We start from the raw sequence: 23,231 nt of genomic DNA on the forward strand, positions 1-23,231 counted from the left end.
AATCTTGTAATGTATTTTTTTTAAAGAGTGATTCATTGTCTGATCAATATAAAAAGAAACTATTAGAATATTCTAAGAAAAAAAAAGAGGGGATTGAGCGCATACGTCAAAGCGCTCAATCTGCTTTTCTGAAGGCTCTGGATCAACAAAATAAAAAAAACATTGTAGAAGCTGTTCGTTGGATGGAACGCGCCCATCGATTGGCAGAACATAACCCAAATATTACGTTTGATTTGATAATGTTGCTTTTAAAGCAGCAACGATATAATGATGCATATCGATTACTTGTGCCTTTGATAAAAAAATTTGATTTTTATAAAGGGTGGGTCGTGTTATCAATCATACATGCTCACAGAAAAGAATTCTCTCAAGCCATAGAAACCATACAATATTTATTGTCTTGTTATTGCCCAACTAAAAATTCGTGGGCGACTATAGCGCAAATCGTCACTGATGGTGGAGAGGAGGGATGTTGTGGTGTTATTGGTTCTTCGGGACAGGTATGGATTGGTAATAAAAACCGTCTGACGCTTTATGTGTTTTTAGATGATAAGTTCATTCTTGAAACAAAGGATCCTTTTTTTTCTTTACCAGAGGGTTGGGAAAATTTTTCTTATTTATCGATTGAAACACAGAATAAACCTCTGGTTGGCAGCCCAATTGATTTACAAGCTATTTTACGCACAGAAGGCTTTGTCGAAAGCGACGATCAATGTGTAAAGGGTTGGTTATGGTATCCAGCAGAAGCAGATCGTGTCTCAACAATTCATGTTTATGATGCTCAAAATACTTTATGTAAACAAGTACAAGCCATAAAAGAATTTGATGTCGCGACCTTAGAATTCCCGCTTTTTAGGGCAAAGCAATTTTATATTCCTTTGGCAGAATTTGAAGAAGGATCATATTCTTTTACAGACGATTATGGCAGGCATTTAATCGGCAGTCCGATTGATCCATTATTGTTATACCGTAAAACGAAATCCTACAGAAATATTAATAAAAAGCATCAACATTATTTGCCTGTATCTGCATATTATAAGGGGTGCAATCCGCAGATATCAGAACATTCAGGACTAGGTGTTATCATTATTATTCCTGTATATAAAGGAAAAGAAGAGACAATATCGTGTGTTCAATCCGTTTTGAAAACTTTGCCTAAGGGATTTAAGATACAACTTGTAAATGACTATTCGCCAGATATTGAACTTGTGGAGTGGTTAGAATCTCAAGTAAATCATGAAACTATATTTATGATCCATCATTTGGAAAATCTTGGTTTTCCAGGTGCCGTGAATACTGGTATGCTGGCTTGGCCTGATCATGATGTGATTTTATTAAACAGTGATACACTGGTGCCAAAAGGATGGATAAAGGGTTTATTGGATGCAGCATATAGCGGTCGGGCTATTGGAACGGTAACGCCTTTTTCGAATGACGCCAGTATTTTTTCTTATCCTTATCATGACAAAGAAAATCCTGTCCCTGAATTAAAAGCTGTTGAGAATTTAATGCATTCTGTGCAGAAGGTGAATAAAAAATTAACGATTGATGTGCCAACCGCTCATGGGTTTTGTATGTTTATTCGTCATGATTGTTTGCATCAGGTAGGGTTATTTAGAGAGAATTTGTTTGCCCAAGGCTATGGTGAAGAAAATGATTTTTGCATGCGGGCTCAACATTTAGGATGGCGGCATGTTTTAGCAGCAGATGTTTTTATTGGTCATAAAGGTGGCGTTTCATTTCAGAATAATAAAAAATCATTATCAAATCGTAATATTAAGATATTAAATAAACTTTATCCTGATTACGATCAAATGGTGATGGATTATATCGATCAGGATTTTTTACGTGCTGTGCGTCGCAAGATTGATTTATATCGTTTGCAAGCGTTTGAAAAAAGACAAAAAAAAATAGGGAAATCACTGCGATATGGTTTGTTTATTACCCATATTTATGGTGGTGGGGTGGAACGTGCTGTGCAAGAACGCGCCAATGATTGGCGTATAAAAGGGGGAACCCCCTTGATTATTCGCCCTACATTGTTAGGCGATGCGTGCCGAATAGAGATACAACTGAAATCAACTTCATCATCTAATATTAATATTGAAGATTTATATCCTAATTTGGTTTACGATTTGCCATCAGAGTATCATATTTTGCTTAATTTTTTAAAAAGCAAGCCTATCCTGATGATGCAAGTTCATCATTTTGCTGGTCATCATCCTGCCGTTCGCAATTTGTTACAAGATTTGAAGATAGAATATGAAATGTATTTACATGATTATATGGCTTTTTGTCCCAGGATATCGTTGATTAATCCACAGCAACATTATTGTGGGGAACCAAAAGATCTTGATGAATGTCAAAATTGTATTGGTGGTGAATGTTTTGATGAAGAAAAGCCAGTTCAAATACGACAATGGATTTCGCGTTCTCAAAAGGAATTCGATGTAGCTCGATCTATTATTGTTCCTTCTGAAGATACAAAAAAACGTATTTACAAGCATTTTCCAAAATTAGAAACGATCAATATCCAAGAGTTAGAAGATGATCGTCCCGATTTGTCTATAGAACAGCTTGCTTATTTTTCACAAGTTGCACAGTCTGATTTATATAAACAACCTGTAATGAATTTAAATCGATTTAGAATTTGTATCATTGGTGCGATTGGTATTGAAAAGGGATTTAATATTATCAAGGATTTAGTCCACGATGCCGATCAAAGGGAGCTGCCTTTGGAATTCATATTGGTTGGAAGAACGGTTGACGATCGTTTATTTGAAAAAACAGATCGTCTTTTTATAACAGGTACTTATCAAGAAAAAGAAGCTGTTTTTTTGGTTAAGCAACAAAACGCAGATATAGCATTCTTTCCTGCAATTTGGCCAGAAACATGGTGTTATGCTCTTAGCATTGCATGGCGCTCTGGATTGCAAACAGCAGCGTTTGATATAGGAGCAATATCACAGCGAATAAAAAATACGCAAAGGGGATGGGTTTTATCACCTTTAATGACTATTCCTGAACTAAATGATATGCTATTAACTCTTTGTAAAGGGTTATATAATAAAGAGGTAAAACATTTAGATCGTAGTTAATAATTACGCCATAATGTCGAGCTAATAAAGTCAGATGAAAAAATTTAAAAATAATAATTACGTCAAAGATAGGGAAGTATAAATGTCAGAAGGCAGAGACCAAGGCAAGCAAGGTCAACAACAAAGAGTGATTGATTTAAACGTAAATGGTCATTTGATGAGTTTAGACGCTGGCTTATATTGTATTTATCATGCACCACAACAGGCTCCAGCAGATGAATTCGGTTTCCCCGGCTTGCGTATCTCTTTGCCGCCTTTCAAACAATCAGCATATGTTTCAATTGAAACGTTTGAAAATGATGGATGGCTGGGTGCTGAAAAAAATGCTGCACTTATTCGGATTTCTGGTGGTCCTGGTTTAATTTTAGTAACTGTTTATCAAAATCCGTCCAGTCAGCTGCCTGCACCAAAATTACAAGTCGTGCGGTTAAATGACGCGCCTGAAATTGTTGACCTTAATAAGGATGCGGTTGTCCCTGTTTCGACTGTTAAAGAACATGCCAAGATGGCTCAACAAGAACAACAACAAACAGCCGTTACACAAGCCAAAACAGAGCCTGAAAATGACATTTCTATATTTGCCCATATTCAAAGAATGGGTGATGTTGCGGTTAAATTAGGTGATTGGATTGGAATTCCAGATAGCAAAACTTGGATCGAAGGTTTTGGATTGAATATTAATAAATATATCAAACCAGAAGATATTGAGTATCAAGCTTTGTTGGGAAAAGGATGGATGTCCCCATGGCACCAAGGTAATCAGTTTTGTGGTAGCCGTGGTATGGGATTACCATTATGTGGACTTGGAATTAAATTAAGCGACGAAGCTGCAAAAAAATACCATATTCGCCTGAGTGCTACGTTTGTTGATGGAACAAAAGTTGGACCAGTTGAAGATGAAACAATCTTGTCAGCAGAATCTGTTGCCCCTCTAGAGGCTATTCGATTTGAATTAATTTCTATTGCTGATGGTAAATCTGTTGGTGTTTCAACCTCTGTTTCTATTAATTCTGAATCTGAGACAGCAACACCTAAAAAAATTATTAGAAAAATAGTCCCCGCAAAACCAGTCAGAAGCAATATCAAATTAAAAACATCAACATCCAAAGAAGCCGCATTAAAAGCGATGGAGCGTAAAGTAACGACAAAAGCCACCACTAAGAAAACAAAATAAAATTTATCAAATTAAAACTTATTTTGTTATAAACATTAACGTAACGATTTTATCTCGTTTTTTTTAGATGCATGATATGAAACAAGGTAAAATATTACTAAATTGGTATCGTCGTGAAATATTTATTTATTCATCAGAATTTTCCTGGGCAATATTTACATATTGTTCAACATCTTGCTAAACAAAAAGATAATGAAATTGTGTTTATCAGCCAGCCCTCAAATGCCAGAATTCAGGGGGTACGTTCTGTTTTTTATCAAGTCCCTGAACCTGCCAAAGGGTTGCTGGCTCCTCTGGGAGAGTTGGATTTAGCAATAAAAAGAGGGGACGCCGTTTATCAAACGACGAAAACCCTCAAAAATTTAGGGTTCATTCCTGATATTATTATCGGACACCAGGGCTGGGGGGAAATGTTGAATTTACAAGACATATATCCCGATGTTCCTGTTTTGAGTTATACTGAATTTTATTATCATTCCTCTGGATTGGATGTTGATTTTGATCCTGAATTTCCAGCTGATGAAATGTTGCCTGCGCGGGTTCGGATTAAAAATACAATTAATCTTGTTTCAGCAACAAACCCAGGTTGGGGGCAAACGCCGACATTATTCCAGCATTCGACTTATCCCGATTGGGCTCAGAAAAAAATTACGATTTTAAGAGAAGGGGTCAATTTAGAGAAATGTAGTCCCAACCCATCAATTTATAAATCTGATCTAGAGTTGAAGGATTTTGTCGTCAAACCTGAAGATAAGCTGGTCACCTATGTGGCTAGGGGATTAGAACCGTATCGTGGCTTTCATATTTTTATGCGGGCATTACCAAGATTATTACAAGAACGTCCAGATGTTAAAGTCGTTATGATTGGTCGGGATCAAGTCAGTTACGGTGCCAGTTTAGAAAGTGGCATGTCTTGGCGTGATTATATGTTAAAAGAAGTGCATAATAAGTTGGATATGTCTAGGGTGCATTTTTCAGGGCAAGTTCCGTATAACGTGTTTAACAGTGTTTTGAAACGCTCTGATGCTCATATTTATTTGACCTATCCATTTGTATTATCTTGGTCGTTAAGAGAGGCAATGGCGATAGGTTGTCCTATTATTGCAAGTGATACACAGCCAGTACAAGAGTTTATTGCAAATCGTGTTACAGGAATATTAACCCCATTTTTGGATCATGATGCATTAACGGATCGTATCTTAGAAGTGTTAGAAGACAAAAAACTCGCCCAATCAATTCGTAAAGCTGCAAGAGCCGAAGCAGAACGGAGCTTGTCGATGGATGAATATATGAATAACTATGAAACATTGATTGATGATTTAATCCATCGCAGAACGCCATCCTTAAATTTAGGGAACTCGCCTGCGGATAGAGCCTTACAAAATTTCAAAAAATAATACAAATGCCTTATTCGTTAAAAGAATAAGGTATTTTTTTAATTGATATATACTTAGAATTATAGTGTTTTTAATCTTTGTACTTAAAAATAAGATTGTATTTTTCAATAAATTAATTACATACTATTACTAATCTTCTTTATTCTATATTTCCTTTCTTTTTAAAATAAATTATGAGGTTTAATTTTATGAATCGGCGGCAATTTTCACGTTCATTATTAGCTGCCTCTGGGGCAGCATTATTGACCAATCCATTACGTCAAGCGATGGCTACAGAAATGGATACAGCATTTCCAAATGTGGGCGCACCTGTTAAAATAGAAGGTGCCCCTCGTAAAGTAACCTTGGCATGGAGTGCCGATTCAATTTGTACCGCAGCTTTTCCAGTGGCTCAACAAAAAGGGTTTTTTAAGAAATATAATCTTGATGTAAATTTTATTGATTTTGCAGGCTCTGTCGATCAGATGTTGGAAACGATGTCTACAGGTAAAGCCGATGGTGCGTCAGGCATGGCGTTAAGATGGTTAAAACCTTTGCAACAAGGGTTTGATGTAAAGTTGGTGGCTGGATTGCATTCTGGTTGTTTACATTTGCTGGCTCCACAAAATGGTTCTATTAAAACCATTGCTGAGTTAAAAGGTAAAACCATTGGTGTTGGTGATATTGGAGGGCCTGCAAAGAATTTCTTTAGCATGCGTTTCAAAGAAATCGGGATTGATCCAGAAAAAGATGTAAATTGGCGTCAATTTCCAGAAGATATGTTACCACTGGCTTTAAAACGGGGTGCAATTCAAGCTGCTGGATTAGACGATCCATTGGCACATTTGTTCCAAACAAAAAATCAGCTAGTGTCCATTGACTCCAATATGGAAGGCAAGTGGCAGCATATTGCTTGTTGTGTGGTTGGATTGCGTGGGTCATTGATCCGCAAAGAGCCAATGGTTGCCAAAGCGATTACGCAAGCTATTTTAGAAGCAGGGCAGTGGGTGCATCATAACAAGATGGAAGCAGCCAAGATGTTTGAACCTTATGCGCCGAAAGTATCAGCTCAAGAGCTTGCTGCGATTTTGGAAACAGAAGGGACGCATGAGCAATCTGTTGGTAAGCAATTGCGTGACAATGTGGTCTTTTATGCAGATGAGTTAAAGAAAATTGGTGTTTTCCCACAAAGTTTAAATTCTGAAACTTATGCCAATAAAGTAACGCAGGATCTTTTCACTGGATGAAACAAATTGTAAAAAACGCCTATTGGCCTCAAATTGTGGGAGCGGTTGCATGGTTAGCAACCGCAGGGCTGACTTATTTCATTCCAAATGCTGATGATTTTCCAAGAACCACAACACTTGCTGTAGTGTGTTTGGGTATTGCTATTTTAAGTGCCATCTCTTTGCCGCTGAATAAAGTGCGTTATTATGGGGCTTGGATTTTGGCTTTGGCGCTTTTTATTGGCATTTGGGAAGTGATCCAAGCAAAATTACTCTTGTTGCCAAGACCGTTTTTTGGTGCGCCTCAAGAGTTATTGGATGTGTTTATTACGGATTGGGCTAAATTGCTCAATTCCTTAGCACATTCAATGATGTTGCTGGTGGGTGGTTATCTTCTTGGGTGTATTATAGGATTTGTTATTGGCGTTGGAATGGGATGGTCTAAACTGTTTGGTTATTGGGCGCATCCTGTATTACGATTTCTGGGGCCTTTACCTCCCGTTGCATTCCTTCCTTTATTATTCGCGGTCATTCCATCCAGCTTTGTGGCGGGTGAGTTATTAATGGCTTTTGCAGCGTCTTTTCCTGTGGCGGTTTTGACGTGGTCTGGAATTGCTGGTGTTAATCCGAGTTATTATGACGTAGCAAAAACAATGGGAGCAAAACCATTATTCCTTATTCGTCATGTGGCTATTCCTGCGGCATTGCCTTTTGTGTTTGTGGGTATGTTTATGGCGTTGGGGTCTTGTTTTTACATGCTGGTCGTGGCGGAAATGCTTGGGGTCAAAGCAGGCCTTGGGTTCTATATGCAATGGGCGCAAGGATGGGCAGCTTATCCGAATATGTATGCGGCATTATTGATTATGGCGGTGATGTGTACTTCCTTTATGACCTTATTGTTCAAAGTTCGTAACCGTCTTTTACGTTGGCAGAAGGAAAGCATTAAATGGTAGATTCTTTAGTCAAAAAGCAAAAAATTGAAATTACGAATGTCAGCCATAGTTATAGTTTAGACGATCATGACTTGCCCGTGTTGGAAGAAATTGATTTAACGATTGAACCCAATGAGTTCGTTGTGATTTTAGGGCCGTCAGGATGTGGCAAGTCAACGTTGCTGCGCATGGTGGCTGGGCTGGAACATCCTGAGCAAGGGTCAATCAAAGCCAATGGTGAAGAGATCATTGCTGCCGATCCATCTCGGATCGTTGTGTTTCAAGATCCGACATTGTTTCCTTGGTTAACGGTTCGACAAAATGTTGAGTTGGGCTTTAAGATCCAAAAGAAAAAGGATGATAAAGCCATTTCCGACATGTTGGAAATGATTGGGCTGGCAGGATTTGATAATGCGTATCCATCTCAACTTTCTGGTGGAATGGCGCAACGTGTGGCGTTGGCTCGGGCATTGGTGAATGATCCTAGTGTGTTGATTTTGGATGAACCTTTGGGGAAATTAGACAGTTTAACCCGCATTACGATGCAAAAAGAGCTGGTTAATTTATGGCGAAATAAGCAATTTACTGGTTTGATGGTAACGCATGATATCGAGGAAGCCTTGTTACTCGCGACCCGTATTATCGTGATGCGTCAACGTCCAGCGCATATTATTGGTGAGTTTAAATTGGATATGGACTATCCAAGACATCGGGATTCAGAGGAGCTTCTGAAAATCCGTCGAGAGATTTTCGGGTTATTAGGGCATAAATCTGATTGGTAGTAAGAAAGGGCAGTGTTTACTGTCCTTTTTAGTCTGTGATTAAAAGTGCTGTTGATGTATAGAACAAGCACAACGTTCTTTCAAATCTAAAGCGTACGCGTTTTAAAGTGACGGTGCCGTCTTCAATTATTCTCATATCAAAGTCTTTTATATTTTACCGTCACTCGTTAAATTTAAATTTTTGATGATGTTAATCTGTAAACGGTTTCTAACAAGTGATAATATCCGTCCACCATCGTAATAGAAATTATTATTTTTATTATTTTTGTAATAGTCAGACCAAGGATAAACTGGTTTATCTAGCACTTCTATGCTATAAACCTTATCGTCAAATCGGAAGGTAATCATATTGGGTGGGATAAGGTTAAACCTACCTAGAACCCAACTATCATCCCAAAGTTCATCTTCCTCATTCTCGTCTCTTATAATCTTTCTCTCCAAAATTCTTCCTGATTGGTTAATTAAATAAATGTCACAGCTTTTCGCCCAATTTATATCCCCTTCATTAGATGAGACAAAGAGCAAATAACGAGAGCCGATTTGAATAGCTTTTTCCAACTTGATGCCATCAACGGTGAACCAAGTGCGATGTCCATTAATACAAATGCGACTCCTTTGAAACCTAAAGCGTACGCGTTTTAAAGTGACGGTGCCGTCTTCAATTATTCTCATTGTCATTTGCTCTGCCTTTCATTTATTAATTATTCGTTATGTTTTAACCAAGAATCGGTCAGGTAAACCGCCAGCGTACTCCCGACCATGGCACCAATATATGCCCCTGGAGGGCCACCGAGCGCTGCCCCCACTGTGCCCGCTGTCCATCCCCCCACAAACATTACGCCTTGTAAGATGGCTTCATGTTCAGCTGCCGCCACTTTATCATTCGCAGTCAGAATATTGTAAATGGATATAGAAACAGAAAGATAGAATAAATATCGTCCAGTAACATCTATTACTCCATAAATACGTGTTTTCCCTCCAAAAATATTTTTCTGTCCTTCAGGGAGTTTTCTTGGAGGGTCTATAAGTTGCTTAAGAACCTTTTCTTGCGCATTACCTGCTGCTTTTCTTGCTCTATGTATGACAATCTCTTTCTCTTTATATGGCAGGTCTAAATACATTTTCTTTTGTTGTGCGGGCGATAAACTCTCCTTTATCTTTTCAACTTCCTTACGAATACGTTTTTTTCTCTCATCAGGGGATAAATGGGAGGGAAGTTCTATCGTTTTTTCAACATGTTCAGTGATTGCATAATGGGATAGTAAATATCTTGCTGTTCTTCCCTCTGGCTTTTCCTCTTTGGCAAAAGACAGACCAATAGAGTGTGTTACTTCACGAACTGCATCCATAATAAAGTTACGTCGCTTGTTCGCAATCAAATAGCCTTGTCTATATGTAATTTTACCGCGTTGGATTTGGTTTTCGATATTTTGACTCATTTTTTGGATTGCAACGGTATAAATCCGTCTGACATTCGTATCCCATCCAAGTCGGGCACCCAATGTTCCGACTGCAATTCGTAAGTCGTCAATTTCTTTGTAATATTTTTCTTTATACTGATTGTCATCATCATTAATTGTCACTGTATATTTGCGACCATTAATAGTCTCAGACCCTACTTTGTATTCCATAATAGTTTTTTTCCCGCTTTATTTGTTCACACTCATGATGATTTCTTTGGCACTTGCCTCGCAAACGCCAACTTCGGGGTGATATTCAAAATAAACATTCATAGAGCATTTATCTTGATATTGGTCTTCGGCATCAACAAAGACAGGTTCGACGAGGGCATCATCGCTATATAATGGAAAAAATGGCTTTTGATATTGTTCGAATTGTTCACTTGCCCAGGCATCATTAAACCTGATTGAAAATGCTTTTGCCATTTGTAAGGCCGGAATATTATCGTTCCCAATGAAAGTGAGTCCCATCGTTATTTGGGATCTGCACCATGTGATTTTATATTGATCTGTATATCGTGTTTCAGAACTTGAAAGGGCTTCATCACCTGTAACTTGTAAAACAATATAAGGCGGTTTTGGTGTTGAAACTCTATTCTCTAATCCTCGAATAATTTGTAGCTTTGCCCCTCTAATGGGGATTGCTTTCTGTAAAAACTTACCTACTAAATTACACATTTCTTTATAAGTTAATGTTTTTAACTTTGGGAACTTTTTATCTTTTGGGGCTTTAGCGGTGACTTTGGCAGGCGTTTTCTTTTCTGTCATTTGATCGTTTCTTTCTTTGATTGTTCTTGGAATTTTGACGCAGCTATGGCGTCGAATTGAGTTTTGGTTTCGTTTTTAGGAAAAATAGACATAAAAAAACGACCTATAAAAGGTCGTTCCGAGTATTTCAAATGTAATAATATCAATCTATTAATATAATCTCATATTTATTCAATAGTTTCAATGGATAATATTTAAACAAATATAAATATTTCCTCTTTTGGTAAACGGGATTTTGGTCTTTTGGCGTTGCTGTCATTATCGGCGTGATAGCCAATGCTGGCAACGACAATGCTTTTCAGTCCTTTTTCTTTTAATCCCAATAGCTCATCCATTTTTTGTGCATCGAACCCTTCGATTGGCGTTGAATCAATACCAATGGAGGCTGCGGCAAACATGAATTGTCCCAATGCCAAGTATAATTGGCAACTTTCCCAGCTATGTAATTTTTCATCTGTAATACTATTTAGCCCAATAAAATAGCGACGATCTTTGTCCATACTTTGGATGATTTCAGGTTTTGTAAAACGACCATCTTGTATTTCAGTATCTAAAATATGTGTTAAATAGTCATTATCCAATGATGTTTTGATACAAAAAATAATGGTATAAGTGGAATCTGTGATACGAGCATGATTGAAATCTAAAATCGCTGGCAAGATTTTATTTTGTGAAGTCGCATTATTTACAACAACAAAATGCCATGGTTGTGAATTCACAGAAGAGGGACTGTTTCTAAGGACAGTCAGTAATTTTTCCAAATCTTCGTGGGAAACAGATCTGCTTTTGTCATACCGTTTTGCGGAATAGCGTTTTTCTGAAATTTGAACGATATCCATTTCTATTTCCTCAATATTTTTATGAATTTATTAATAAAATTATCTATATAAGAGGAAACGATGTCAAATCATTCTTTTAAATAAAAGAATCAATATTTATTGAGGGCTATTATTAAAATACGCTGCCAGCCTATCGATGACTAGCAACGTATAGAGTTATATTTACATTGTGTGATTTTTAATAATTACACAATTAAAATAGACGACTACGCTCCGCAACGGCATGCAGAGTTACAAATTTGTTCAGTTTTGCAATTACAATTTGAACCACAGTTACAATTTTGATTATATTTACAGTGAGATTTTTTAATATTATTAGACATTTTTTAGTTCCTTTCTTTGATTCATAGTGACGAGAATCGTTCGTCATAACTAATATGCACTCTATAGTAACTATAGGGTCAACAGCATGGTAAAGAAAAAAAATCATTTATTTTATAGCATTGGGGATTTGTCAAAATCTACAGGAACCAAAGTAGTAACAATAAGATATTATGAAAAAATAGGACTGCTTCCTGAGCCTCCACGGACAGAAGGGGGATATAGAGCCTATACAAAAAAACATCTGGAAATATTATTTTTTATAATACGTTCAAGAGCTTTGGGATTTTCACTTATTGAAATACAAAATTTATTAAAGCTCAGTGAAAATGATATTTTGTTAAATCAGGATGTTTTAACAATAACTAAGAACCACTTAGAAAATATTAGGTCAAAAATATCATCATTACAAAAAATGGAAACAAGTTTGGAAAGCTTAATTAAAGAATGCCCTAATGGGAAAATATCTGGATGTGGTATTATCGATAGTCTTAATAACTATTCTGATACTTAGTCAGTAAGATCATAATAAAAAAACTTACATCTACAAGGCTATTTTATTCAGCAGCCTTGTAGAGCATTAAGCGTTATTTCTTAAAGTTTTTAATTGATGTTTCGATCAATTCACAAGCTTTGGCTTTATTATCCCAACCTTGGATTTTAACCCATTTTCCTTTTTCAAGGTCTTTGTAATGGGTAAAGAAATGTTCAATTTCTTGACGTGTAATTTCTGGGAGTTCAGAGACTTCGTTAATATTGGTATAGGCTGGGTGGATTTTGTCGTGTGGAACACAGATAACTTTTTCATCCATGCCTGATTCATCTTCCATTTTCAATACACCAATTGGGCGTGCGCGAATGACGCATCCTGGAATAACAGGCTCTGGGCATAAAACCAACATATCAATTGGATCACCATCAGCAGCTAATGTATTGGGAATAAATCCATAAGCAGCTGGATAAACCATTGGTGTGAATACAACGCGGTCAACAAATACTGCACCGCTGTCTTTATCGACTTCGTACTTTACTTTTGATCCTTTAGGAATTTCAATCACAACATTAATGTCGTTTGGCACGTCTTTGCCAGGAGCAATCTTAGATAAATCCATAATTTTTTTCCAATTTTTAATAAGATGAAAAAGCATAGCGAGTTATTAGTTTTTTTTCAATATATATAAGATGTTGATGATTTGCAGGTAAAGATAAATATAAAGAAGCACAATTTTTTTGATTTGAAATATTACCATATAACTATCAGTAATAATTAATAATATATGTGTAATTATAATAAATTTTCATTTCAATTAAGAATAATAACTATATTATTAATTTATTTATTAAGAAAAATGGCGTAGGTTTATAGAAAATGTTTTATTTTATTGATAACATAAGGAGTAATCATCAATGATTACGCATTTAAACTATAAACTCATTGTATTAGAAGCCAGGAAAAGGCAGATTATTAGTATCAATCCTAATGATTATTCAACCAACATCCTTTTACAAGACCAATCTGGAACGCCAGATGGTATTGTATTTAATCCTAATGACCAGCTATTTTATTGGACAAATATGGGGGCAGATTTTGATGCTTGGGACGGCTATATTCAGCATTGTAATTTGGATGGCAAAGATACAGGTTTCACGGTTAAAATCGGAGATACCCATACTCCGAAACAAATCCAATTGGATCAACGGACGAATTATTTATACTGGTGCGATCGTGAGGGTATGAAAATTGAACGATGTGCCATCGAAACTGGTAAAGTCGAATTTTTGCTTGATACACAGGATATGTATTTGGATGAAGAAAAAGAAAACAGACATTGTGTTGGGATCGCGTTGGATATTCAAAATAACCGTATCTTTTGGACTATGAAAGGACCACCCAAAAGCGGAACAGGACGCTTACTTTGTGCGCCCTTTGATTTTAATGATAAGCAGGCCGTGATTAACTCGTCTCAAATAAAAATCATCTATGACCATCTTCCAGAACCGATAGATCTGGAACTTGAATATAAAAATGATTATCTTTATTGGTCAGACAGAGGCGCAGAACCTGATGGCAATTCGTTGAATAGATTGCAGCTTTCAACCCTCAGCAATAAAGAAGTCGTTGTGCGTGGGTTTGATGAAACAATCGGTTTTACGGTTGATGCAGATCATCACCTAGCTTTCGTTGCTGATAAGATGGGGCATGTGTATCAAGCCAATCTGCAAACTAAAGAGAAAAAAGTGATCTTTACATCAGAAAACGGTGCGTTCACGGGGTTGATTAAGGTCGGGTAGTAGCCTGGTATGATGTTTGAGTCATTAAAAGAGCATGGTTTTTATATAATTGATAATGTTAAGTCATTAAGTGATGCATTGAACTTAACAGAAGCTTTGGGTCGAATACTTCCTTTAAATGGCAAAGATACACAAATATTGCAACCTAAGAATAAATTATCATCGAATTTTAAATCTTTAAGTTATTTTTATGGTTTTGATAGTTTTCCATTACATACGGACACTACTTTTTGGTCTATTCCAGCCCAATATATTATTTTCTTTTTGAAAGAGAAGGTGGATACAGGAACAGTTTTATCAAATAAAAATCAAACAGCTTTGATAATAAAGAAATATGTAAATAAATCTCCTATTTTTTTTAGAAAACAAATAGGAGGTAATGTTTATAGTTTTCCCTGGTTTGGAATAAATGACACAAGCATAATGTTTGATCCATGTTACATGCAACCAATTAATAAGGTTGCAAAGGATTTTGTTAAAGAATTACAGGATATGTTTATAAATTCTGAGATAGTAAAATAGGATGGTGATAAATTACTAGTTGTAGATAATTGGACAATTCTTCATGATAGAGAAAAAGTTTTTAGTAATAATACAAGTAGAAAACTAATTAGGTTTTATAGAGGTTAAAATGGCATATAGTTGGGAATCTTTATGGGCTAAAGCTGTTTTATTTATGCAGTATGCAAATGAAAATGATAAAGAAACTGCTCAATTTGGTATCTGGTGTGCGTTATCTTTTGAAATATTAGCGCGATCGGCTATTGCATATAAAATCCTATCTTATTAGCTGAACCAGATAGGGATCATAAAAATTTACTTGTTATACTGAACTTAGGTTCTGTTACAGAATATGTTGCAAAATCTATAGGTACCGTGCAAGTTTTAAAATTATGTGAAAGCTTAATTCCCAATTTTTTAGCAGAGGATTTAAAATTTGCAACTGCTTTTGTAAACCGAAGAAATGAAGAGTTACATACAGGTGCTTCATCATTTATAAATAATAAACACTCGGAATGGTTATATGGTTTTTACAAATGTTGTAAAATTTAATGTGAAGCTCAAGAAAAGAGTTTAAAAGACTTGTTGGGTTCAGAAGAAGCTGAGTTTGCTGAGGAAAATTTACATAAAATTGAAGATATAGCTTTAAAAAAGCTGAAAAAATCAATCGAATCATTTAAAATTACATTCGATGCTAAAGAAGAAAGTATACGTAAAGAACTCCGTGCAAGTGCAAAGGTAAATAGTAAAATATTGAGTTTCAAAGGTCGTCATAAAGTTGAATGTCCTGCGTGTCAAAGTGTGGCAACAGTGATAGGTAAGGAGATAGGAGCTAGCAAAATTGAAAATGGAGAATATGAAGTTGTTGTAAGAAGGTCTGTAATTCCGACTGAATTTGATTGTATTGCTTGTGGTTTAAAAATACGAGGATATCCGCAATTAGTTGCAGCTAAGATTGGTGATTATTATACACGCCGCACGACATATTCACCTCAAGATTATTATGGACTGATAGATCCTAGTTATTTGGATCCTTCCGAGTATTATGGTGAAGAATTTAATAATGAGTAATTTTTTCTTAAAAAAAACCTTGCAAAAAGGTTCATTTTACGGCAAATAGAGAAAGCGTTTGTGCGCCTGTAGCTCAACTGGTTAGAGCCGGCCGCTCATAACGGTCTGGTTGCAGGTTCAAGTCCTGCCGGGCGCAGACGCTTTTTATATCTATTATTTCGCCTGAAGCAAAAAATTAGGCGGGCAATTTCCCCCTATATTATATGTTTGATGGATTTTTGAAGGAGCTTCCTTACGATGGCTGGGCCTCAGTATGTTTATGTAATGAAAGATTTGACCAAGGCTTATCCTGGTGGACGAGAAGTTTTTAAAGGCATTACTTTATCCTTTTTACCAGGTGTAAAAATTGGTGTGCTTGGGGTCAACGGTGCTGGTAAATCTACTCTTTTAAAAATCATCGCGGGTAAAGATAAAGAATTTGGTGGCGAAGCTTGGGCTGCTGATGGAATAAAAGTAGGGTACTTAGAACAAGAACCCCAACTTGATAATACTAAAAACGTTGGTGAAAACGTTGCTGAAGGCTTTGGGCCTTTAAAAAAAGCAGTTGATCGTTTTAATGAAATCTCTATGAAGTTCGCAGAACCGATGGATGATGATGAAATGAATAACTTGCTTACTGAACAGTCAGAATTACAGGAAATCATTGATGCAGGCAATGGTTGGGATTTAGACCGTCAAATTGAAATTGCTTTAGATGCATTGCGTTGTCCACCTGCACATTTAAGTGTGGAAAAACTTTCTGGTGGTGAACGTCGTCGTGTGGCTTTATGTCGTTTATTGCTTGAAAAGCCAGATATTTTATTGCTTGATGAACCAACCAACCATTTGGATGCGGAAAGCGTTGCTTGGCTTGAACAAACATTGCGTGAATATACTGGCACAGTGATTTTGATTACCCATGATCGTTATTTCTTGGATAATGTTACGAACTGGATCTTGGAAATTGAACGTGGGCGCGGACATCCATTTGAAGGCAATTACTCTTCATGGTTGGATCAAAAACGTAAACGCTTGGCTCAAGAAGAAAAAGAAGAAAGTGCACGTCAACGTGCATTGGCGGCTGAACAACAATGGATCAGTGCTTCTCCTAAAGCTAGACAAGCAAAAAGTCAGGCTCGTATTGCAAAATACGAAGAAATGTTGGCGCAGAGCCAGGAAAAGTCTGGTGGTACTGCGGAAATTAATATTGCACCAGGCCCTCGTTTGGGAAGTGTTGTCATTGAAGCTGAGAACCTTAGCAAAGGATTTAATGATCGTTTGTTGATTGATGGGTTAGACTTCAAATTACCACCTGGAGGTATTGTTGGTGTTATTGGTCCCAATGGTGCTGGTAAGTCCACTTTATTTAAAATGATTACAGGTGCGGATAAACCAGATCAAGGGGAAATTCGTGTTGGTGAAACGGTAAAACTTGGATATGTGGATCAATCTCGTGATGATTTAGATCCAAATAAAACCGTATGGGAAGAAATCTCTGGCGGAACAGACGTGCTTTATTTTGGTAAACGTTCGATTGCGTCTCGTGCTTATGTTGGTGCATTTAACTTTAAAGGATCCGATCAACAAAAGAAAGTTGGCATTCTTTCTGGTGGTGAACGTAACCGCGTGCATTTGGCAAAAATGTTAAAGAAAGAAAGCAATGTTTTATTGCTTGATGAACCAACCAATGATTTGGATTTGGATACATTACGTGTATTGGAAGAAGCATTAGAGGAATTTGCTGGTTGTGCTGTGGTTATCAGCCATGATCGTTGGTTCTTGGATCGCTTGGCAACCCATATTTTGGCTTTTGAAGGCGACAGTCACGTTGAATGGTTCCAAGGAAACTTTGAAGCCTATGAAGCAGATAAACGCCGTCGTCTTGGCCCTGATGCTACTGAACCAAGCCGTATTAAATATAAACCTATTTCACGGTAATTCATATTTCGACTTGTGAAATAGATACACCCATTTCATTATAGGATGAAATGGGTGTTTTCATTTATAAGTGTGTCCAGAAAATATCATGATTTCCTCTGAGTTATATACACCAAGATTAATTTTATCCCCTGTTGGATGGCAAGATTTAGAGGATGTTGTTTCTCTGAAAACCGATAGCCAGGCCTTTGGTCACATGTTGGGTGGGGTGAGGACACGTTTAAAAGCTGAAATTGAAATGGCAGAAGATACAACATATTGGGGTTGTCACCGCATAGGAATGTATGTTGTTCGTGAAAATGCACAATTGGGTTGTTCTCGTTTTTTAGGCATAACAGGGATTCATCACCGTCAAGATGGTCGGGGATATGCATTAAGATTTTCGCTTTGGCCTTGGGCTCAGGGTAAAGGATATGCGCGTGAGGCCGCTTATGCTGTGTTAATAGAGGCTCATTTACGTGGACATGATCGTATCGTTGCGATAGCCAAAGAGGACAATATTCCGTCACGTAGAGTATTAGGAGGAATAGGGATGGTTGTCGAAGAAATCTTTATGCGACATGGAAATAAAATGTTGATGTATATCAGTAAAAACGATAATAAAAATTAATATTTATTTAAGATAAGGTTCTTATCGTTGGTTTATAATCCTTTTAATATTTTTAAAAAGAAGAAACCTACATCTGATTTATATCCAAACCGTTTTATTTTTGGGTTTGTTGATGAAATTAATGTTGTCTTTGCCAGTGGTTGGGTTTGTGATGTTAACCATATTAATGACAGATTAGTTTGCGAGGCTGTCATATCCGATACGGGAGAAGTTTTAGCTTTCGCTCTTGCAAATTCTTTCTATCATGTGGATATCCCCAGTGTAGGGGATGGAAAGAATTACTATGCATTTTGGATAAAATTTTCACGTGAGTTGACAAGTGATGAAAGGGATAAAGTTATTATTCGTATTCAAGGAACGAATACACTCATTCCTTTCGCACCTCAAATAAGGACCGTGTTTCAGCCTTTTGCTCAAATGGCGATGGATATTGTCAATAATTGTAATTTAAGATGTCCATTTTGTTTGTATGATTATTCCTCTACAAAAAAAACCTATTTTATGAGTGAGAAAACTCTGGATATTTTGCTTAAGTTACTTCCTTATGTAGATGATGGTCAGTTTTGGTTTTCTTGTCTACATGAACCAGCATTACATCCTCAATTTGAATTTTTTTTACAAAAAATTCCTCAACAATATCGTAAGAAGATTTCGTTTACGACTAATTTGGCCAAGAAAATGCCAGATAATTATTTCGAATTCCTTGCTACCTCAAACATAGATCATATTAATATATCCATTGAATCTTTTGTTCCCCAATCTTATGTAAAGTTTCGTAAAGGGGCACGTTATCAAATCTTTATGGATAATTTAGAAAGACTTGCAACAGCAATGAATTCTTTTAATTCCATAACAACAATAAATTATATTGCTATGGCATATAAGACGAATTTCAAAGAATTTCCTGAAATGTATCAGTCATTGATAAATAAATATCATGGATCTTATTTTGAAATGAGAGACACTTTTGATTTGCCTTTTATTGCCCAAGATTTCAAAGATGAGGAATTTTTATCAGAAGCAGATTGGGATTGGCTTGAGGATCAGTTCAAATATATTGATAAAAAAACGATTGCATTATACAGACATTTTAGGATCAAAAAAGAAGAACAAAAAGATTATATAGACCTAGATCCACCACCAATTCCAGTAGCTCAGGAAGTACAAGAGATCATTTTAAACAGACAATTTACGTTAAGAGTTTCTTGGGATGGGGCGATAGAAGTTTTTGCAAAAGTGGCTCCTAGTTTAACGGATCGTAAAATTTTAGAGACTAATGTTAATAACATACTGAATCCTAAGGGTTTTTACGAAGAAATACTGAAAGTAAAACAAATTTTATAAAGTATAAAATGAACTGTTTTATTTATTTTAACAGCATCTCAAACAAATGTTATTATAAACAGCAATGTTAATCTTGCTATTTATTGCACAAATTGCATATTATGATGTTTATTTTAAATTTTATTGCTTTGATTCACTTTAGCAATTTCTTTTAAAATCCGTTTGCAATATTTCGAGAAGTTAAAGATGTAATTAATGGATCAGTTAAAAAAAAGTGCAAAGCTATTATCTTTATGGCAGGTTGTAATCATTGGGGTTGCTTATTTAACGCCAATGACTGTATTTGATACCTTTGGAATTGTTTCTGAACGTACAAATGGTCGTGTTCCACTAGCGTATTTGCTCACCTTAGTCGCTATTTTATTAACAGCGATGAGCTATAGTCGGTTGGCAGCGACCTTTCCAGAATCTGGTTCTGCTTTTACATATACAGGTAAAATATGCGGTAAAGAGAGTGGCTTTATTGTTGGGTGGGCTACGTTACAGGATTATATGTTGTTACCCATGATTAATGCGTTGTTATCTGGGGCTTATCTCAGTGCGTTATTTCCAGATATTCCAACGTGGGTGTTGATTTCTGTTTATGTGGCTATCGTTACCTTTATTAATTCTCGTAATGTTAGTTTACTGGCCAATATGAATTTTATATTTGTTGGGGTTCCGCTAATCTTAACAGTTTATTTTATTTATCTTGTTATTCATATTAAACTTGGCGATGGTTGGGCTGCTGTGCTGACCACGAAACCATTATTTAATGGGGATAATAGTTTGGGACCTTTGGTTGGCGGGGCTGCTGTCTTATGTTTTTCATTCCTTGGGTTTGATGCGGTATCAACGTTGGCAAGTGAAACAAAAGATTCACAAAAAACAATCCCCAGAGCAATTATGATAACTGTGTTGGCAGGTGGGGTTATTTTCTTTATTAGTGCTTGGTTTATTCAGCTATATTATCCAACCAATGAGCTATTAAAAAATTATAAAGATTCATCTTCGCCTGAAATTGCTTTATATGTAGGTGGCGCGATTTTCCAAAAATTCTTTATGATTGCAATGTTGGTGAATACATTGGCATCGGCGTTGGCATCTCATGCAAGTGCAGCTAGATTATTGCACATTATGGGAATTGCTCGATTTATTCCAGGCCAGATGTTTAGATATGTTCACCCTAAATATCATTCGCCTTATTTCTGTGTGCTATTGGTTGGTCTTTTATCCCTAGCTGCTATTTTTTGCACACTTGATACCGCGGTTTCATTTGTTAATTTTGGTGCGATGATTGCATTTAGTGCGGTCAATATTTGTATTCTAGTGATGTTCGCTTTTTATAAAAGGCAAATTAAAACATTTAAAGATATTGCTTTGAATATTATTTTTCCTTTGCTGGGATTAACAACTGTTGGCTATATGTGGTTGAACTTACAGATGGACTCCTTTATATTTGGTCTATCATGGACATTTTTGGGATTACTTTATCTTCTTTATCTAAAAAAATATCAAAAAGAACTTTTTGTAAAAGACGATCAGACATTCTTACGAAAAGAAGAAGATGCCCTTACTCTTTAATCTATGTTACGAAACGAGTTATATTAAATGACTTTAAAACAAAAAATTGAAAAACCAGTATTAATCGATGATGCGATGATTGTATCAACAAATAACACTGACAAACAAGAAGATTGGAATTGGGTTGATGGCGATCAAAAGCCTGAACATCCAGCCAATTACTATGAAGCTACTTTGTCTACATGGGCTGGTTTTCCCAAGTTAGAACAAGAAACAACATGTGATATCGTGGTGATCGGTGGAGGACTGCTTGGTGCGTCAACAGCACTACATCTTTCAGAATCTGGTGTTGATACAATTTTGTTAGAAAAAAATCGCATTGGTTCTGCTGCCTCTGGTCGTAATGGGGGACAATTAACCCCAGGGCTAGCCCGTTGGGAAGCCGAAACAATGATTGAAAATTTTGATTATGATGAAGCATGCCGTTTATGGCGTTTTACATCGATTGAGTGTTTTGACTTAATCAGAGAAATCGTCAGTAAATATGATCTATCTGTTGATATGCGTAAGGGGCATTTAACTGCTGCAATTCATCCAGGTCACGTGGGCGCATTGGTCAAAGGTGCCGATGCTCGTAAATATCTTGGTGATGATTCTGTCAGCATGTTGGGTGAATACGAGATCAAAGAACATATTAACTCTGAGATTTACTTTGGTGGTGCATTAGACAGTATGGGCGGTCAAATTCATTCTTTGGCATTGGTCAGGGGAATGATTTATGGCTTTATTCAAAATGGCGGACAAGTTTTTGAAGATAGCGAAGTTCTTGAAATTGAAGAAACTCCAGAAGGTACCAGAGTTAGAACGGAAGCAGGCAGTGTTTTAGCAAAAAAAGGTATTGTGCTTGCAGTGCATGATTCTACTTTTAAGCTACTTTCTGAAGCAGATGCGACCATCCCATTTTATACTTATGTTGCGGTAACTAACCCTGTTGACGGTGGAACGGAAACGTTATTGCCAACCGATATGGCAGTATATGATACCCAATTCCAAATTGACTATTACCGTCCAGTAAAAAAACAAAGAATTTTATTTGGTGGACAAGGGACGGGAACGCGTTGGAATGAAGAAAAGACCATTGCGTATTTAACATCTCGTTTGGAAACCGTATTTCCACAAAGAAAAGATATTAAATTCGAATTTGCATGGAGCGGCACAACTGATCTCACCTTAAATGGTGCAACGGATTGTCGAAAAATTGAAAAGCAAGTGCCTATTTATTCTGTCAATGGATGGAGTGGTCATGGTGTTGCACAGACTGTTCGTATTGGTAAATCTATTCGTGATGATATTTTAAAAAATAATGATGATTTTGCAATGTTAGCAGCGATCGAGCATCGTTCTATTTTGTTGGGAAGACAATTATCACCTGTCGCAATTCCACTAGCAAAATCTTTGCTGGGATTACAAGGAATGATTACGCCTGGTAAAATGATTTCTTTCTAGTCGATAAAATTGATTTGCTCGTCTATATAAAGCAGCTTGACAGTCATTAAGATTGCTAAGCTGTTTTTTTATTTTGACAGCATCCCATCTATCCATCTATGTTTACATTAGTTTGTAATTTAAATCGCTGATAAACTTAAAATATTAATGATATATTTCTAGAATTAAAAAAATATAATTACCCATTATAACGTGAATATATTCGAAGTCATCGAAAGAATTTTTAAAATGACTTAACGAAAAGATGACATTTTTAACAATAAACTCCAAGAGAATGCTAGTAGCTTTTAAATCGATGGGATCGATTCTTTTTTTATCATTAAATCAATAATTTAAATAAAAGTTACGTCTATATTATTAATTTATATTTATATAATAAATTCCATGAATTTTTGTCATTTAAAACGACAATTTGAGCTGAATTTCAGATTAATTTTTTGGTTATATTTTATATTATATGAAAAGGGGGCTTGGCTCTATTGTAAAATAGAGCCAAGCACTTATACTGTAT

The 23,231-nt window shown here is 36.3% G+C and carries 21 protein-coding genes and 1 tRNA gene; 17 read left to right on the forward strand and 5 right to left on the reverse strand.

Going from position 1 to position 23,231, the window contains the following annotated elements:
* Nucleotides 1–35 precede the first annotated feature (35 nt).
* The 6 genes from PQG52_RS09760 to PQG52_RS09785 all read left to right on the forward strand — a co-directional run bounded on the left by PQG52_RS09760 (nucleotide 36) and on the right by PQG52_RS09785 (nucleotide 8,588).
* The gene (locus tag PQG52_RS09760; protein ID WP_271829271.1) at nucleotides 36–3,098 is read left to right on the forward strand and encodes a glycosyltransferase; all 3,063 of its coding nucleotides are present in this window, start codon (nucleotides 36–38) and stop codon (nucleotides 3,096–3,098) included.
* Nucleotides 3,099–3,180: 82 nt separating this feature from the next.
* Nucleotides 3,181–4,272: a hypothetical protein gene (locus PQG52_RS09765; RefSeq protein WP_271829272.1), complete on the forward strand. Its 1,092-nt coding sequence runs from the start codon at nucleotides 3,181–3,183 to the stop codon at nucleotides 4,270–4,272.
* Between the two features lie 113 nt (nucleotides 4,273–4,385).
* Complete coding sequence (locus PQG52_RS09770; protein WP_271829273.1) at nucleotides 4,386–5,669, forward strand: glycosyltransferase family 4 protein; 1,284 nt, start codon at nucleotides 4,386–4,388, stop codon at nucleotides 5,667–5,669.
* A gap of 188 nt (nucleotides 5,670–5,857) precedes the next feature.
* Nucleotides 5,858–6,895 carry an ABC transporter substrate-binding protein gene (locus PQG52_RS09775; protein ID WP_271829274.1) on the forward strand — a complete coding sequence of 346 codons (1,038 nt, stop codon included), beginning with the start codon at nucleotides 5,858–5,860 and terminating at the stop codon, nucleotides 6,893–6,895.
* On the forward strand, nucleotides 6,892–7,827 hold the full coding sequence (locus PQG52_RS09780) for an ABC transporter permease (protein ID WP_271829276.1): 936 nt from the start codon (nucleotides 6,892–6,894) through the stop codon (nucleotides 7,825–7,827). The genes PQG52_RS09775 and PQG52_RS09780 overlap by 4 nt, the downstream gene beginning before the upstream one ends.
* Nucleotides 7,821–8,588: an ABC transporter ATP-binding protein gene (locus PQG52_RS09785; protein ID WP_271829277.1), complete on the forward strand. Its 768-nt coding sequence runs from the start codon at nucleotides 7,821–7,823 to the stop codon at nucleotides 8,586–8,588. The genes PQG52_RS09780 and PQG52_RS09785 overlap by 7 nt, the downstream gene beginning before the upstream one ends.
* Before the next feature lie 147 nt (nucleotides 8,589–8,735).
* Here the strand turns inward: PQG52_RS09785 and PQG52_RS09790 are convergent, their stop codons facing one another.
* The 4 genes from PQG52_RS09790 to nfsB form a co-directional block, all read right to left on the reverse strand.
* Complete coding sequence (locus tag PQG52_RS09790; RefSeq protein WP_271829278.1) at nucleotides 8,736–9,266, reverse strand: hypothetical protein; 531 nt, start codon at nucleotides 9,264–9,266, stop codon at nucleotides 8,736–8,738.
* A gap of 23 nt (nucleotides 9,267–9,289) precedes the next feature.
* Nucleotides 9,290–10,219: a hypothetical protein gene (locus PQG52_RS09795; RefSeq protein WP_271829279.1), complete on the reverse strand. Its 930-nt coding sequence runs from the start codon at nucleotides 10,217–10,219 to the stop codon at nucleotides 9,290–9,292.
* Between the two features lie 18 nt (nucleotides 10,220–10,237).
* A complete protein-coding gene (locus PQG52_RS09800) occupies nucleotides 10,238–10,816 on the reverse strand; it encodes a phage neck terminator protein (protein ID WP_271801774.1) in 579 nt (192 codons plus the stop codon).
* Nucleotides 10,817–11,010: 194 nt separating this feature from the next.
* The gene (gene nfsB, locus PQG52_RS09805) at nucleotides 11,011–11,655 is read right to left on the reverse strand and encodes an oxygen-insensitive NAD(P)H nitroreductase (protein WP_271829280.1); all 645 of its coding nucleotides are present in this window, start codon (nucleotides 11,653–11,655) and stop codon (nucleotides 11,011–11,013) included.
* Between the two features lie 409 nt (nucleotides 11,656–12,064).
* On the opposite strand from nfsB, the gene PQG52_RS09810 reads away from it, so the two are divergent.
* On the forward strand, nucleotides 12,065–12,490 hold the full coding sequence (locus PQG52_RS09810) for a MerR family transcriptional regulator (RefSeq protein ID WP_271829281.1): 426 nt from the start codon (nucleotides 12,065–12,067) through the stop codon (nucleotides 12,488–12,490).
* A 73-nt stretch (nucleotides 12,491–12,563) separates the two neighbouring features.
* On the opposite strand, the gene ppa is transcribed toward PQG52_RS09810, so the two are convergent.
* Nucleotides 12,564–13,088: an inorganic diphosphatase gene (ppa, locus tag PQG52_RS09815; RefSeq protein WP_271790072.1), complete on the reverse strand. Its 525-nt coding sequence runs from the start codon at nucleotides 13,086–13,088 to the stop codon at nucleotides 12,564–12,566.
* 295 nt (nucleotides 13,089–13,383) lie between these two features.
* Here ppa and PQG52_RS09820 point away from each other — a divergent pair, with 295 nt between their 5' ends.
* From PQG52_RS09820 to PQG52_RS09865, 10 genes are all read left to right on the forward strand, one after another.
* Nucleotides 13,384–14,268, forward strand: coding sequence for a hypothetical protein (locus PQG52_RS09820; protein ID WP_271829282.1), 885 nt, complete (start codon nucleotides 13,384–13,386; stop codon nucleotides 14,266–14,268).
* A gap of 9 nt (nucleotides 14,269–14,277) precedes the next feature.
* Nucleotides 14,278–14,790, forward strand: a complete 513-nt coding sequence (locus PQG52_RS09825; RefSeq protein WP_271829284.1) for a Fe(II)-2OG oxygenase family protein — start codon at nucleotides 14,278–14,280, stop codon at nucleotides 14,788–14,790.
* Nucleotides 14,791–14,899: 109 nt separating this feature from the next.
* Nucleotides 14,900–15,058, forward strand: a complete 159-nt coding sequence (locus PQG52_RS09830; protein WP_271829285.1) for a hypothetical protein — start codon at nucleotides 14,900–14,902, stop codon at nucleotides 15,056–15,058.
* Between the two features lie 293 nt (nucleotides 15,059–15,351).
* Nucleotides 15,352–15,840: a hypothetical protein gene (locus PQG52_RS09835; RefSeq protein ID WP_271829287.1), complete on the forward strand. Its 489-nt coding sequence runs from the start codon at nucleotides 15,352–15,354 to the stop codon at nucleotides 15,838–15,840.
* Between the two features lie 62 nt (nucleotides 15,841–15,902).
* A tRNA-Ile gene (locus PQG52_RS09840) sits at nucleotides 15,903–15,976 on the forward strand.
* Nucleotides 15,977–16,077: 101 nt separating this feature from the next.
* Nucleotides 16,078–17,757, forward strand: coding sequence for an energy-dependent translational throttle protein EttA (gene ettA / locus PQG52_RS09845; protein WP_271790068.1), 1,680 nt, complete (start codon nucleotides 16,078–16,080; stop codon nucleotides 17,755–17,757).
* Nucleotides 17,758–17,845: 88 nt separating this feature from the next.
* Nucleotides 17,846–18,367 carry a GNAT family N-acetyltransferase gene (locus PQG52_RS09850; RefSeq protein WP_271829288.1) on the forward strand — a complete coding sequence of 174 codons (522 nt, stop codon included), beginning with the start codon at nucleotides 17,846–17,848 and terminating at the stop codon, nucleotides 18,365–18,367.
* Between the two features lie 27 nt (nucleotides 18,368–18,394).
* Entirely contained in the window at nucleotides 18,395–19,711 is a 1,317-nt protein-coding gene (locus PQG52_RS09855) for a radical SAM protein (protein WP_271829289.1), read from the forward strand.
* Between the two features lie 195 nt (nucleotides 19,712–19,906).
* Nucleotides 19,907–21,274 (forward strand): APC family permease, encoded by a 1,368-nt coding sequence (locus PQG52_RS09860; RefSeq protein ID WP_271790065.1) that lies wholly within the window; start codon nucleotides 19,907–19,909, stop codon nucleotides 21,272–21,274.
* A gap of 27 nt (nucleotides 21,275–21,301) precedes the next feature.
* A complete protein-coding gene (locus PQG52_RS09865) occupies nucleotides 21,302–22,720 on the forward strand; it encodes an NAD(P)/FAD-dependent oxidoreductase (RefSeq protein WP_271790064.1) in 1,419 nt (472 codons plus the stop codon).
* Nucleotides 22,721–23,231: the final 511 nt, after the last annotated feature.

The sequence above is a fragment of the Commensalibacter communis genome (assembly GCF_947179105.1).
Lineage (GTDB): Bacteria > Pseudomonadota > Alphaproteobacteria > Acetobacterales > Acetobacteraceae > Commensalibacter > Commensalibacter communis.

Coding starts and splice junctions, on each gene's coding strand:
- PQG52_RS09765 (WP_271829272.1), top strand. CDS start 3,181: ATGTCAGAAGGCAGAGACCAAGGCAAGCAAGGTCAACAACAAAGAGTG.
- PQG52_RS09775 (WP_271829274.1), top strand. CDS start 5,858: ATGAATCGGCGGCAATTTTCACGTTCATTATTAGCTGCCTCTGGGGCA.
- PQG52_RS09780 (WP_271829276.1), top strand. CDS start 6,892: ATGAAACAAATTGTAAAAAACGCCTATTGGCCTCAAATTGTGGGAGCG.
- PQG52_RS09785 (WP_271829277.1), top strand. CDS start 7,821: ATGGTAGATTCTTTAGTCAAAAAGCAAAAAATTGAAATTACGAATGTC.
- PQG52_RS09790 (WP_271829278.1), bottom strand. CDS start 9,266: ATGACAATGAGAATAATTGAAGACGGCACCGTCACTTTAAAACGCGTA.
- PQG52_RS09795 (WP_271829279.1), bottom strand. CDS start 10,219: ATGGAATACAAAGTAGGGTCTGAGACTATTAATGGTCGCAAATATACA.
- PQG52_RS09800 (WP_271801774.1), bottom strand. CDS start 10,816: ATGACAGAAAAGAAAACGCCTGCCAAAGTCACCGCTAAAGCCCCAAAA.
- nfsB (WP_271829280.1), bottom strand. CDS start 11,655: ATGGATATCGTTCAAATTTCAGAAAAACGCTATTCCGCAAAACGGTAT.
- PQG52_RS09810 (WP_271829281.1), top strand. CDS start 12,065: ATGGTAAAGAAAAAAAATCATTTATTTTATAGCATTGGGGATTTGTCA.
- ppa (WP_271790072.1), bottom strand. CDS start 13,088: ATGGATTTATCTAAGATTGCTCCTGGCAAAGACGTGCCAAACGACATT.
- PQG52_RS09820 (WP_271829282.1), top strand. CDS start 13,384: ATGATTACGCATTTAAACTATAAACTCATTGTATTAGAAGCCAGGAAA.
- PQG52_RS09825 (WP_271829284.1), top strand. CDS start 14,278: ATGATGTTTGAGTCATTAAAAGAGCATGGTTTTTATATAATTGATAAT.
- PQG52_RS09830 (WP_271829285.1), top strand. CDS start 14,900: ATGGCATATAGTTGGGAATCTTTATGGGCTAAAGCTGTTTTATTTATG.
- ettA (WP_271790068.1), top strand. CDS start 16,078: ATGGCTGGGCCTCAGTATGTTTATGTAATGAAAGATTTGACCAAGGCT.
- PQG52_RS09850 (WP_271829288.1), top strand. CDS start 17,846: ATGATTTCCTCTGAGTTATATACACCAAGATTAATTTTATCCCCTGTT.
- PQG52_RS09860 (WP_271790065.1), top strand. CDS start 19,907: ATGGATCAGTTAAAAAAAAGTGCAAAGCTATTATCTTTATGGCAGGTT.
- PQG52_RS09865 (WP_271790064.1), top strand. CDS start 21,302: ATGACTTTAAAACAAAAAATTGAAAAACCAGTATTAATCGATGATGCG.